The organism is Vicinamibacterales bacterium (assembly GCA_036496585.1).
GTDB lineage: Bacteria > Acidobacteriota > Vicinamibacteria > Vicinamibacterales > 2-12-FULL-66-21 > JAICSD01.
Map to the genome: position 1 here is coordinate 1 of DASXLB010000063.1, position 11,982 is coordinate 11,982.

Genomic DNA, 11,982 nt, shown 5'->3' on the forward strand with positions numbered 1-11,982 from the left:
CGCGCCGCCGCGCCGTCGCCTGGACCAGCATCTGGCGACGTTCACCGCACCAATGACGAGCAGCACGGCGACGGTGGCGTCGCGCCTCTTCGCCCTGGCGGCATGTCTTTTCCTCTACTTGCGCTTCCCTCGGAGCGTTCGGCTGGTATACGCTCGCGCTTTGGCTCCGTATTGAAAGCCGGGCTTGCGGTCAGCCGACTCGCTCGCAAGCGGCACGTGGAGTCGTCGAAGGAGGAACTCATGCGAACGATGATTGCGGGTGGTTTAGCGCTCGGACTGCTCCTGGCTGGAGCGCGGAACGCGATGGCGCAGCTTGACGTCGGCGACAGCGGCCTGAACGCATGCTCGCAGATCGACAGCTTGAGCAAAGCCGGCAACTATTCGGCCGCACACGAAAAAGCTCAGGCCTGCCTCACGGCGCTCGATCAGAAGCTGCAGGGAGAAGTTGGCAAGCAATTCCCGCAGACGGTTGCGGGCTGGACGCGTGGGAATCTGCAGCAGAATACGGTCGCCGGGTTCAACAACGTCTCGGCCACCTACAAGAAGCAGACGTACTCGGCCGACGTGTCGCTGACGGCGGGCAGCGGCGGAAGCGGCTCGCTCGGTGGCCTGATCGGCGGCATCGCCCGGATGGGAATGCAGGCCGGACAGCAGGTGAAGGTTGCCGGATTGCCGGCGTCGGTCCAGACCGACGGCACCATTGCGGTCACGCTCGACAGCGGGGCCTTCCTGACGTTCAAATCTGCAGCTTTCTCGGACCAGAAGTCCGCGCTCGCGGGGCTCGGCGATCTCGTGAACGCGTTCCCGGTCGCGCAAATCAACAAGACGCTCAAGTGAAGGACTGAGCTCTGTCGTCATCCGCCGTGCTCTAGCGCTCATCGTCGCGCCGGAGTTCCCGTAGTTCTTGTCTCAACGGCAGGAGACGCCGCTGATATCCCGTGGCGTCGCCGTAGTCGACGAAATGGCGATAGTGCTCGTGTGGGGCGCGGGTCCGCTTCGCATGCCGGATCGGGCACCAGTACTGCTCCGTGCGGCCGGCAATCTCACGCACGTAGGCGAACACCCCGTTTGCGTATCCACAATAGACGCAATTGAGCTTCTCGATCGCGTTCAGATACGCGAGGTGCTGTCGGTCGATGACGACGTATGCCGACCGGCGGACGCGGGCGATGCCATACACGCGGAAACACACGGCCTGGTAGAGGGTCATCCACGCGTCCAACAACGCGATCGGGATGAGCACCAGGTAAATCATCGGCGCCGTCACGAGGTTGGGGATGCTGCTGTCGCGCAGGAACCGCGCAAAGCCGTGTTTCAGGCCTTTGTGTGCATCATGAACCTCGCGCTCGAATCGCACACGGCCGCTCGCGATCCGATAGCGCGACGCCTCGCGCGCACGTGCGAACTCGACTTCGAGCTCTCGCTCGAGCCCGACGATGCGTTCGAGTAGTTCGTCGATGCGGGACGGCATGAAGTCAGTATGACACCGGCCTGAGCCTCCGCCGGTCGCGGAGAGAGTCGGCCGTGTGGAGCGGTCACGGCAGTGCGCTCGGCGACGATCATGACGTCGTCGTGCTGTGTGAGCGAGGCTTGCGGCCGGCCACGTCAGCGGTTCAGCGCACGCTCGATTTCGCGCAGGTCGCCATCGTTCGGCGCTGGCGCCACCTGGAGTAGTTCGCAGAGCAGGCCGTAGATGTCGACGTTCCTGAACTCCGGCAGGACGACCCCGCGGCGCAGACGCGGCCCCGCCGCCACGAACAGTCCGTGCATCTCGCGATAGCGCGGATCGTAGCCGTGCGCACCGCCGTTGAAGCTGCGACCTTGCGCATGGCGCGCCTCGGCGGCCGTGTGCGAAGTGATGGTCCAACCAAGGTCGGCCAGCGCGAGCACCGCAGGGATGCGTGGGTTCGTGCCGTAGTGGAGCCAGGCGGGTAAGTCGGCGCGCCGATAAACAGCGAGCGCCGGATGTGCGTTGACGAGTCGTTTGTAGATGGCGTCGGCCGATAGCGTGCTCTTTGGATTCATCTCAGCGTTCGGTGTCGTATCGACGACCTCCACGTCGTCTGGCCCCACATAATCGTCCAGGTAGATGAGGCGGCTCTCGCTCGTCGCCGCCATGCCGTGATCCGACACGACAACGTAGGTGGTGCGGGGTTCGAGGCCGAGCGCGCGAACGCCCTGCACGAGACTGCCGATCGCCGCATCAACACGGGCAGCGGCCGCCGCCGTTTCAGCGGCGTCTGGCCCGAAGTCGTGCCCGGCGTGATCGACGTCGCTGAAGTAGATCGTATTGAACGAGGGCCGCTCGCCTTCGGGCAGCGCCAGCCACGCCAGCACCTGCTTCACGCGCTCGGCGTTGGGCAGCGTGTCGTCGAACGGTCGCCAATAGGTCGGATGGATCGCCTCCGATCCAGGCCAGAACATCGCCGCACTGCGGCCCCCGTGCCGCATGACCGTCGTCCAGATTGGCTCGCCTCCCCACCAGCGCGGATCCCGAGCGGTGGGCGCCGCCATTGTGAACTTGTCAGGTCCTATGGATCGATCGAGCATCGCGTTCGCGATGATGCCGTGATGGTCTGGCAGCAGGCCAGTGACGATGGTGTAGTGATTGGGAAAGGTGACGGAAGGAAACGACGGAATCAGTCCCTCGGATCGCACGCCGTCCGCGGCCAGCACTTTCAACGTTGGCGCGTTGACCCGATCGAGATAGTCCCAGCGCCAGCCGTCGATGGAGATCAGGATCACGATGGGTGCGCCGGGCTGCGAAGGCCTGATCGGCAGCATCGCCGCCATGGCGAGCCAGAGCGTGACGATAGGTCGGAATCTCACGCGGCGATCATATCCGCCCCCACCGCGATGTCACCTGTGACCGAGTCTGAGGGCGCGGGCCGCCGGATCACCTTCGCCATTTGAAGATATACTTCCCGCCCGACGGCGGAGTCCGAGTCACCGGACGGATCGCCGAACGCCTGTTATCAGGACGACCGATTATGTCTGTAGAGGCGAGGACCACGGTAAGGGGCGCCCTACGCACGCGCGTTCGCGTCGGCGGCTCGCTGGCGATCGTCGTCGCCCTGTTGCTTTCCCTCGTGGTTGCGCCCAGTCATCCGACGGCCAGCGCCGGGGCTGACGCGTCGCAGCCGGGCGCGCCCAGCGCGATCGTGGTCTGTGTTGGGGCCGACGGCATCATGCACGCGGCCGGAGCGACTGGCACGTGCGCGTCCGGACAGACCTCCATGCGCCTGTCCCCCTCGACGACGGAGGGCGACTACGGCAATCCCTGGAACCCTCAGGCCGAAGGCGATAAAGCGTCACCGGCGAGCGTCGATCTCCTCGGCAGGCTGGAGGCACGCGCGACGGCGCTCGAAAACGGACCCTTGTTTGAAGTCCTGGACGGATCGGGGCGCCCGATTCTTCAGGTATTCACCGGCAAAGTCCTGATCCGCGCGGCCGACGGAGAGACGTTCGTCGAGCTGCGAGCCGCGGGGTCCGGCGGGTTCGTCACGGCAAGGGGGCAGGGCAGCCAGGAGGTGTCCTTTGGCGTGGCCGGAGATGCCGGCGGGCTCCTGTTGACCCAGGGTGGCCAGCGGCGCGCCGATTTCGGGCGACAACCGGCTGGGAACTACTCGCTTCGCGTCCTGGGGCCGGCCGGCCAGGCGGCGGCGATCGGCGAATCGCAAGCAGGAACGGGCGCGATGGTCATCGGCGACCCTGTGGGCCGCCTCCGCGCCATGATGTCGGTCGTCGACGGCAAGGGCAGCGTCCGTGTCCAGAATGCCGCGGGCGAGGCGGTGCTGGCCCTCACCGAAGGGGCGACCGGCGGCGGCCTGCTCGCGATCGGCGACGCGACGAGCGAGCCGATGGTGAAGTTCGGCGTCGCCCAGAATCGCTACGGCGTGGTGCTGGCGGGTCCGGTCTCCGGGTTTCCGCTGGTCCCGGGCAGCGGTTTACCGGGGAGCTACTTCCTCGGCTGTGCCGCCGCCGAGCAGTGCAGTCCGAGTGGTGGCGGGGGTCAACGATAAAGATGATGAAGCATTTTCGACTTGGGCTGGTCTTCGCGTCCGGGTGCGCGACCGCCGCGATGGCAGGCTGGATCACGACCGAGCTGCGAGCGCAGACCCCGGCGCCACCCAACGTCGTGCATGTGTGCGCGGCACCCGAGGGCGTGCTGCGTGTCACCCCGATCCGCTCGTTGTGTCCGGCCGGTCAAACGAGCATGTTCTTCAGACGATCCGCCGAGCCGCCACCGGCTCAGGCTCCCGACGAGACCCCGGGCACGACCGACGCGCGCGTCAAGGCGCTCGAACGGCGCATTGCGGAGCTCGAGGGTCAGGCGAAGCTGACCGGGCTGACGCGGCGTGTTCCTGTCCCGTTCGAAGTCATGGACCGCAATGGCAAGCGCGTCTTCTCCGTGAATGAGGACCGGGACGCCATCCTTTACAACCCCGGGGGCGACGCCGTGGTGCGATTGGGTGCGCGCACCACCGGTGGTTTCGTCCGCGCGACCGACGCGGCGCGAGCGCAGTCGGTGTTCATCTCCGCCGACCCGACCGAGAGCGGTCTTCAGATGGCTACTGGTGACACGATCCGCGCGAGGTTCGGAACGAAGAAAGATGGGGATTTCCGGTTGATGGTCTTTTCGAAAGACGGCAAGTCCCCGGTCGCGGCCATCGGCGAATTTCAACAACACGGAGGAGCGTTCGTCTTCGATCAAGCCGGCGAACGCGCCGGCATGTATGCGGAGGACGGACTCGGCAATGTCGTCGTCTACAACAAGCAGGTGATTCCGGTCGCGACGCTGACTGAAGGCAAGACCGCGGGCGGCTTGTTCGTGCTCACCAGCTCGAGTGGCGAGCGCATGGTCGCTGCCGGCGTGCAGCCAGAGGGATTTGGCGTCGTCCAGGCGGGGCCCGCCTCGTTCATGCAGGCCGCCGGCCTCGGGCTGCCTGGCAGCTACATCGCCGGAAAAGCGAAGTGAAGGGTCGTCTCGCCGGGCTGGCGATCGCGCTCGGCCTGGCACTGACTTCTGTGGCTCGTACGGGGACGATTCCAGCAGCGGCGCCCGCCATTCCGTTGTGCGCCGGCCTGACGGTCGTGACGGCCGTCAACGATCCCGACGGCGACTACGAGTCGATCAAGACGATCCTGGCGGTGACCGATAGCGAGGTCCGGGTGAAGTACTCGACCGAACGGATGGTCATGGACGATCTGGTCGATGACAAGCCGAAACTGCAGCAGACCAACCTCATTCGCACGGTGCGCCGGAGCGACCTCCGCAGTGCCACGCTCTACCTGCAGCAGTTCTCGCCCCTGCTTCCGGAGCTGATCCCAGAGACGACGGCGATCGGCACGTCAGCCACGGTGCTGAACGAGCTCAAGACGAAGGGCGAGACCTCGATGGGGATCTTCATCGGGTTCAACGTGCAGAAGCCCGGCATCGATCGCGAGCAGCACCCCAATGTCTACGACAACCAGGAAGTGGCGAGCGTCGCGCGGGTCGGCAAGGCCGCGGTGATGATGCCTGTCCTCTTGAACGACGTGCCCGTGTCACTTCCGGCGATCCAGGCGGCTGGGGATTTCTTCGGCGACCAGTCCGAGTTCTTCTTTCTCGACGACCCGGCGAATCCGCTCACGCTGAAGTTCCGAATCGGCATCGGCCACGTGGAAGCGATCTCCAAGGAAGAGGCCAAGGAGCTGGGCATCGAGCCGCGCCCGGCCGGGGACCGCGAGTCGCTGCAAGTGATCAAGATCACGACGCGCTGCGGCGGCGGACCGCCGGAGAGCGGCGGTGGACCCGGCGCAGGTGGCGGGGCGGGAGCCGGTGCGGGCGGCGGTGCAGGCGCGGGCACGGGCGACGGCGCGGGCGGTGGGAGTGCCATCGAGCGCGAGCTCGCGGAATCGGGCCGCGCCGACGTCTACAGCATCTACTTCACCTTCAACAGCGACGTGATTCGGCCGGAGTCCGATCCCACGTTGAAGGACATCGCCGACGTTCTCAAGCGGCATCCGGACTGGAAGCTCGGCGTCAACGGGCACACTGACGGCCTCGGCCGCGACGACTACAACCTCGATCTGTCGAAGCGCCGCGCCGCCGCCGTTCGCACCGCGCTCGTGGGCCGCTACGGTGTTACGGCGGCGCGGCTCTCGACGGCCGGCTTCGGAAAGTCGCAGCCGAAGGATACCAACGCGACCCTCGAGGGCCGTGCGAAGAATCGCCGCGTGGAGCTGGTCAAGCAATGAAGACGTTTCGAACGCTCGTCGTGGCGGGCGCCTGCGCGTCGGTGGCATGGGCGCAGGCGGCCCGGCCGGTCCCCCCCTCGGCTGACGAGCTGCTGACGCGTAGCCAGGCGGCCTACGCCGCTCTCAAGTCCTATGCGGACTCCGGCACCGTCGATACGGAGTTTGGTCCTCCCGGGGGCGTGCTGCACGAACATCACACCTTCAAGACGGCGTACCGCGCGCCGCGCCACTTCCTGTTCGATTTCGTCAGGGAAGAGAAGGCCGATCGGTTCGTCGTGTGGGCCGACGATGCTGCCTTCCACTCGTGGTGGCAGGCGACGGGCGTGGCCGAGACGTATGGGAAGGGCGAGGGCGGAGGAGCCTTCATCGCCGGCGGAGAGCCGACACTCAACGCGCTGATGCAGCTCTCGCCATGGCTCTTCCCGCAGGCGGACCTGACCGGTCCGCTGACCGAATTCGGCGGCGCGTCGCTCGCGGGGACCGAAGCGATCGACGGCCATAGCTGCTACAAGCTCGCCGGCGTCGGCAAGTCCGTGTACCGGGCGTCCGGGAGAGTCGTCAACGTGCGGCGGATGACCGTGTGGGTCGACGCTCAGACGCTGCTCGTGCGGCGCGTCTTCGAGGACACGGCGGAAGGGGGTCCCGCCGGCAACCTGAATCGAAGCACGGTGACCTTCGAGCCGCAGCCGAATCCCACGCTCGACGACGCGCGGTTTGTGTTTGCGCCGCCTAAGACGTTCTGACGAAGCCGCGGCGGGAGCTGGGAGGAATCGACATGAGTCTTCGTTCGATGCTGGTGATCGCGGTCGCCGTCAGCGCAATTCCCGGCGTCATTCGCGCGGCCGCGCCCCCGCAGCGGTCCTGCTGCGGCACGCTCGCGCCCGCGGCAGAGAAACTGCTCGAAGTGCTGGACGCGAGCAACGTCGAGTCGCTCTGGCTGGACCACGAGCACGTCAATTGGAAAACCGGCGAACCGGACAAGGACGCCGATTACGAAGGGCCCGGCAAAGCGACGCATTGCAGCGCGTTCGCGGCCGCCGTCGGCGAGCGCCTCGGCGTCTACATGCTTCGGCCGCCCGAGCATGGCCAGATCCTGCTGGCCAACGCGCAGGCGGCCTGGTTCCACTCGTCCGCGGGCGAGCAGAGCGGGTGGCGCGAGATCAAGACCGCCAAGGACGCACAGACGCTTGCGAACGCCGGCAGTCTCGTCGCGATCGTCTATGAGAATCCGGATCCCCACAGGCCCGGCCACATCGCGATCGTACGGCCAGCGCTGCGATCCGAACGGCTGCTGGAGGAGAACGGTCCGGAGATCACGCAGGCGGGCGTGCGGAACTACCTCAAGACATCGACCAAGGTTGGCTTCGAGCATCACCCCGGTGCGTGGCCTGAGGGCGTCCGCTATTTCGCGCATCCGCTCGGCCGCTGAGCCCGTCAGTGTGAGGCGCTCTCTGATTGCAAGGACGAAAGGGATTCCTCAACCCCGCCGAGCCAGCAAACGGTGATGCGATTGCGGTATTGACCGCAGTGACCAAACGAACCTTTCATCGCGTTCGCTCTCAATCAGCGATACAGCATGTAGGTGAAGGAACCATGGAGCCACGCTTCGGCCGTGGCGCCGTTGTGCCGTGTCTCGATCGATTCGCGCAGCACGCGTGCGCAGCGGCCGCCAAGACGGGCGAGTTCCTGGCGCAACCGTGCCTGCGTGTTGACCATGAGTTCCCCCTCGCAGCGATTCCACAAGTCGTCTCGATGCGAGATCGTGTCGGGTACCCGAGCGCTGACAGCCTCTATGACGTGCTCGCCTATCGCTTGCGCGTCCAGGGGCGGCAGATCGCGGTGCCAGTAGATCGTCTTGGGTTCAGCGCTGGTAGTCGCCATGTCCCCTTTCACGGACGCAACCTTCGCGCCAGCAACGCCGCCGGTGGAGTCGCAGCAGTGTCAATCGATCTGCGGATCGACGTTTCGTCTTCCGTGGCAAGAACGCGCGTGGGGATTCTTGGGATTCGCTTGAGGGAAATTTCCCGGCTGAGATCAGCTCGGTCAGAGCCCAGACGGTAGCGTCTCGGCAAAGGCCGGCCGGACGACCCAGTTCCAGCGGTATCCGCTTTGCGATCTCCTGGCCGTGCTGCATCTCGACCAGGATGAGCCGCCCACACCGCGATTGCTGCACCGCGGGTCCAGTGCGCTGCCGACGCTGGCGGTCTCCGCGGCGCTGCACCTCACGGCGGTCATGATCGTGGGGATGGTCACGCTCGCGCCCGGAGCCACTGACGATGCCGGCTGTGCCGAACGTGTGGCCGCGCACGAGACGCTCGACGTCCGTCACATCGTGTTTCTCGCGCCCGACCCGCAACGCATAGGCGGCGGCGGTGGCGGAGGAAATCAGCAGCCAGGGCCCATTCGTCGCGCGCAGGGCGTGGCTCCGATCTGACCACCCTGCGAGTGCGAACGCGGTTGCCCCTGACTGCGCCGGTGGCGACCGATGCGCCGGCGCGAGCCGGGCAGGCGTCACCGCTCCCGTCGATCGTGCTCGACGCGAAGCCGATGGCATCCGGCTGGTTCGAGCAGATTGGATTGCCAGTTAGTGGCGTGTCGGTCGGCGCGTCAACCGGTCCAGGCTCCGGCGGCGGGGTTGGCACCGGTATCGGGACCGGAATTGGCTCAGGCCGCGGTCCAGGTCTCGGCTCTGGCTCCGGCGGCGGCACCGGTGGCGGCGTCTACCAGGCTGGCGGTGCGGTGACCTCTCCGCGGGTCATTCTCGAGATTAGGCCGAGCTACACGAGCGAGGCGCTCCTCCGCAAGATTCAAGGCACCGTTGTCCTAGAGGTCGTCGTCACTCGTGACGGTCGCTCGTCGCACATCCAGATCGTCCGCTCGCTGGATTCTGGAGGTCTTGACGATCGGGCGGTGGCCGCCGTATCTCAGTGGCGGTTCGAGCCGGGACGTCTCGCGGGCGTTCCGGTCGACGTCCTCGTCATCGTCATGATGGACTTCACGATTCGGTAACGCTCATGAACGGTCGCGCGATGGACACACGCGACGCCTAACCGCCCGCCGCGACCTCCGCGCGAGCCCGCGCGACCGACCGGGCAAGGCGGTGCGCGGCGGAGGAGGACTGCTGGCGGATCGCGTTGGCGATCACATCGGCGTCGAAGCTCTGCAACGGTTGCACGATCTCATCGATCGTCGCACCGTCGCATTCAGGGCTTGGGCGGATACGCGTGCAGGTATTTGTACGCCGCTGCGATCTCGGTGTCGGTAAGGTAATAGAAGACCGGCATCCGCCCCCGGTGCGGCACCGCGGGATCGCCCATGACGGCCGGCGCGCCGCGCTCCACCTTGTTGACGAAGTCGGAGATCGACCGGTCGGTCATGACGCTCGCGAGCGACGGAATCGCGCCATCGAGCATCGCCTTGTCGCTCGGCCGCGGCCCGGTCGCGTCGTGGCAGATGTGGCACGTGCCCTTGACGACGAACTCGCCGAGCCGATCGACGCTGACAGTCTCCTTCGCGCCCCTTGTGTCCTTCGCGCCGGCCAGCGTCGCGAGATACGCGTAAAGGACATCGATGTCGGTCCGCGCGAGATACCCGCGCGACGGCATCTTCTGCCCGCCTCGTTCGATGCGCGTGTAGAGGTCCTCGCGCGTCACCTTTCCCTGCATCTGCTGCAGCGTCGAGCCCTGCACAACTGGCAGCACCGACTTGATCTCAGGCGGTGCGCCGGTGCCTTCCGCGCGGTGGCAGGCCTGGCAGCTCATGCGATACAGATCTTCGCCCGTCACCGTCACGGTCGGTGCGAGTGTGAGCTGCAGCGGCTTGCGATCGGTTGCCAGATCGTTCGGGCTGGGACCATAGCGGCCGGCGCCGCGTCCGAGGCTGGTGTCGCGATAGTCGATGCCCAGCGTCCGAATCCAACTCTGGCCCGACACTGGCGTGACGGGCGAGGCCGGCGACTGCGCGCGCACGCTCGCACCGAGCAGGCCAATGACGCCGGACGCCACGGCCACTAACGTTGTCCACCGCATGTCCCCTCCTCAGGTCCGGCCGATCGCTGCCGGATTTCCGGCAGCTACGCCGACCCTCTCACGAATTCCAGAGAAACCGGCGGTTTCGACTTGGCCCCCGCCCGTGCTCCGGAGATTGCCAGGGCCTGTCGCCACGATGTCGACGCCGACCTCATTCTTCGGGATTGGGACGCCGGTGGCAGCGGCGTGCGCGCCTTCGCGCACAACGAACACGGAACACTGGGCCTGGCGGACCACGCTCTCGGACACACTGCCGAGCAACAGCCGATCCAGCCCGTGACGGCCGTGTGAGCCGACGACGACAACGTCCGCCGGCCAGTCCTTCGCCATCGTCGTGATCGCCTGCCGAGGCCCGCCTTCGACCAAGTGTGCGGTGGCAGTGTAACCGCCGCGCGTGAGTCGATCGACGACACGGGCAAGCAGTAGGTGTGCGTCCTGACGCGCGATGTCCTCGGCGTGGAGCACGGCGTGCGCCGCTCCGCGACCTTCACCGAACGCGAGAGATGAGGGCAGTTCCTTCGGCCAGTCGAGCACGTGGACCACCCGCACCTCAGTCCCAATACGGCGGAAGTGCTTCATGACCGCCTCGACGGCGGCCTGAGCGCACCCCGAGCCGTCAACCGCGAGCAACAGTTTCATCGGCCCTCTCCTGCTGTCGATGCCATGGCGACGAGGCCGACTACCAACGCTTGGCCGCGGACCTCATTCGGGCGAGGCGAACCCACCGCCCGGTCCCGACGGCGAGAAGAACTCCGGCCACGAAAGCCGCCACGAGTGTCGGAAGCGCCATGACTGGCTCCTTTTGGAAAGCGCCGCTGCCGGATTTCCGTCGGCGCGGGGTTCCCGATACCGATCACTGCAATGCGGTTGCCTGATCATTGCCGCCACGTGTCAGGTCTCCACGCACGGGATACGCCGACGCAAGAGAGTGCGACGACTTGCTGGACAGGAAGGCTCGGACGGATCACCCCAGACACGCGCACCAGAGCGCAAGGCAATGAACTCGAGTTGCGCGCCATCGTGTCCTGGATGATCATCTGCGCCATGTCTTCCGAACGACGCCGCTGGATCCCTCAGAGCTGCTTGGACCGACCTTGACCACGCAGTGGTTGAAGACCTTTCGTCACTCGGTCGGGCTGCTGGGGACGCGGCAATTCGGCACGTTGTGGTTCGCCAGCCTGCTTTCGAGCATTGGGACATGGGCTCAGCAGGTGGCGGAACCGTGGCTCCTGGTGACTCTGGGCGCCTCGCCATTTCTGATCGGTCTTGACTCCTTCGTCGTGGACGCACCCGCCTGGCTGCTCACGATCTGGGGAGGGCGGCTCGCCGACCGCGCGGATCGTCGTACCGTGATTGCCGCCTTCCAATCAGTTCAGATGCTCTGTCCGCTGGCGATCATCCTTCTGTTGATCACCCACCGAATTGACGCATGGATGGTCATCGTGCTCTCGCTGATCGTCGGAATTACCGACGCGCTCTCCATGCCCTCGTTTCAGTCCATCGCGCCGTCGATCCTGACACGCGATCAGGTTGGGAACGGCCTGGCGCTCAACTCGACGCAGTTCAATCTCTCACGCATTCTCGGCCCGGCGCTGGCCGGCGCGCTGATCTCCAGCGTCGGACTCGTCGCGTGCTTCGCCGTCAACGTCGCTTCCTACGTGCCGTTCATCGGTGTCGCCCTCTGGCTCTTGCCGCGGCGTGCGCTGGTTTCGTC

General features: G+C 66.2%; 14 protein-coding genes. 9 read left to right on the forward strand and 5 right to left on the reverse strand.

Going from position 1 to position 11,982, the window contains the following annotated elements; translation table 11 throughout:
• Positions 1-837, forward strand: an 837-nt coding sequence (locus tag VGI12_18220; protein ID HEY2434615.1) for a hypothetical protein, incomplete at its 5' end; no start/stop codon positions are given.
• 31 nt (positions 838-868) lie between these two features.
• Here the strand turns inward: VGI12_18220 and VGI12_18225 are convergent.
• Together VGI12_18225 and VGI12_18230 are read right to left on the reverse strand one after the other, a co-directional pair.
• Positions 869-1,471 (reverse strand): hypothetical protein, encoded by a 603-nt coding sequence (locus VGI12_18225; GenBank protein HEY2434616.1) that lies wholly within the window; start codon positions 1,469-1,471, stop codon positions 869-871.
• A gap of 134 nt (positions 1,472-1,605) precedes the next feature.
• Positions 1,606-2,829 carry an ectonucleotide pyrophosphatase/phosphodiesterase gene (locus tag VGI12_18230; protein HEY2434617.1) on the reverse strand — a complete coding sequence of 408 codons (1,224 nt, stop codon included), beginning with the start codon at positions 2,827-2,829 and terminating at the stop codon, positions 1,606-1,608.
• Between the two features lie 161 nt (positions 2,830-2,990).
• Between VGI12_18230 and VGI12_18235 the strand changes: the two genes are divergently transcribed.
• From VGI12_18235 to VGI12_18255, 5 genes are read left to right on the forward strand one after another with little or no spacing between them, the layout of a single operon-like run.
• Entirely contained in the window at positions 2,991-4,022 is a 1,032-nt protein-coding gene (locus VGI12_18235) for a hypothetical protein (protein ID HEY2434618.1), read from the forward strand.
• 5 nt (positions 4,023-4,027) lie between these two features.
• Positions 4,028-4,978: a hypothetical protein gene (locus tag VGI12_18240; GenBank protein ID HEY2434619.1), complete on the forward strand. Its 951-nt coding sequence runs from the start codon at positions 4,028-4,030 to the stop codon at positions 4,976-4,978.
• Entirely contained in the window at positions 4,975-6,240 is a 1,266-nt protein-coding gene (locus VGI12_18245) for an OmpA family protein (GenBank protein HEY2434620.1), read from the forward strand. Before VGI12_18240 ends, VGI12_18245 begins: the two co-directional genes overlap by 4 nt.
• Positions 6,237-6,983 carry a hypothetical protein gene (locus tag VGI12_18250; protein ID HEY2434621.1) on the forward strand — a complete coding sequence of 249 codons (747 nt, stop codon included), beginning with the start codon at positions 6,237-6,239 and terminating at the stop codon, positions 6,981-6,983. The genes VGI12_18245 and VGI12_18250 overlap by 4 nt, the downstream gene beginning before the upstream one ends.
• A 32-nt stretch (positions 6,984-7,015) precedes the next feature.
• Positions 7,016-7,669 carry a hypothetical protein gene (locus tag VGI12_18255; GenBank protein ID HEY2434622.1) on the forward strand — a complete coding sequence of 218 codons (654 nt, stop codon included), beginning with the start codon at positions 7,016-7,018 and terminating at the stop codon, positions 7,667-7,669.
• 134 nt (positions 7,670-7,803) lie between these two features.
• Here the strand turns inward: VGI12_18255 and VGI12_18260 are convergent, their stop codons facing one another.
• A complete protein-coding gene (locus VGI12_18260) occupies positions 7,804-8,133 on the reverse strand; it encodes a hypothetical protein (protein ID HEY2434623.1) in 330 nt (109 codons plus the stop codon).
• Between the two features lie 232 nt (positions 8,134-8,365).
• Between VGI12_18260 and VGI12_18265 the strand changes: the two genes are divergently transcribed.
• Both VGI12_18265 and VGI12_18270 read left to right on the forward strand, forming a co-directional pair.
• Positions 8,366-8,674, forward strand: a complete 309-nt coding sequence (locus VGI12_18265) for a hypothetical protein (protein ID HEY2434624.1) — start codon at positions 8,366-8,368, stop codon at positions 8,672-8,674.
• A gap of 23 nt (positions 8,675-8,697) precedes the next feature.
• Positions 8,698-9,249 (forward strand): energy transducer TonB, encoded by a 552-nt coding sequence (locus tag VGI12_18270; protein ID HEY2434625.1) that lies wholly within the window; start codon positions 8,698-8,700, stop codon positions 9,247-9,249.
• Positions 9,250-9,443: 194 nt separating this feature from the next.
• Here VGI12_18270 and VGI12_18275 read toward each other — a convergent pair whose 3' ends face one another.
• Together VGI12_18275 and VGI12_18280 are read right to left on the reverse strand one after the other, a co-directional pair.
• Complete coding sequence (locus tag VGI12_18275) at positions 9,444-10,268, reverse strand: cytochrome c (protein HEY2434626.1); 825 nt, start codon at positions 10,266-10,268, stop codon at positions 9,444-9,446.
• A 9-nt stretch (positions 10,269-10,277) separates the two neighbouring features.
• Entirely contained in the window at positions 10,278-10,907 is a 630-nt protein-coding gene (locus VGI12_18280) for a universal stress protein (GenBank protein ID HEY2434627.1), read from the reverse strand.
• 455 nt (positions 10,908-11,362) lie between these two features.
• Here VGI12_18280 and VGI12_18285 point away from each other — a divergent pair.
• Positions 11,363-11,982, forward strand: a 620-nt coding sequence (locus VGI12_18285; GenBank protein ID HEY2434628.1) for an MFS transporter, incomplete at its 3' end; no start/stop codon positions are given.

Excerpts from the sequence above, each read along its gene's own strand:
- VGI12_18275 (HEY2434626.1), bottom strand. The coding sequence starts at position 10,268 with ATGCGGTGGACAACGTTAGTGGCCGTGGCGTCCGGCGTCATTGGCCTG.
- VGI12_18225 (HEY2434616.1), bottom strand. The coding sequence starts at position 1,471 with ATGCCGTCCCGCATCGACGAACTACTCGAACGCATCGTCGGGCTCGAG.
- VGI12_18235 (HEY2434618.1), top strand. The coding sequence starts at position 2,991 with ATGTCTGTAGAGGCGAGGACCACGGTAAGGGGCGCCCTACGCACGCGC.
- VGI12_18240 (HEY2434619.1), top strand. The coding sequence starts at position 4,028 with ATGAAGCATTTTCGACTTGGGCTGGTCTTCGCGTCCGGGTGCGCGACC.
- VGI12_18255 (HEY2434622.1), top strand. The coding sequence starts at position 7,016 with ATGAGTCTTCGTTCGATGCTGGTGATCGCGGTCGCCGTCAGCGCAATT.
- VGI12_18250 (HEY2434621.1), top strand. The coding sequence starts at position 6,237 with ATGAAGACGTTTCGAACGCTCGTCGTGGCGGGCGCCTGCGCGTCGGTG.
- VGI12_18280 (HEY2434627.1), bottom strand. The coding sequence starts at position 10,907 with ATGAAACTGTTGCTCGCGGTTGACGGCTCGGGGTGCGCTCAGGCCGCC.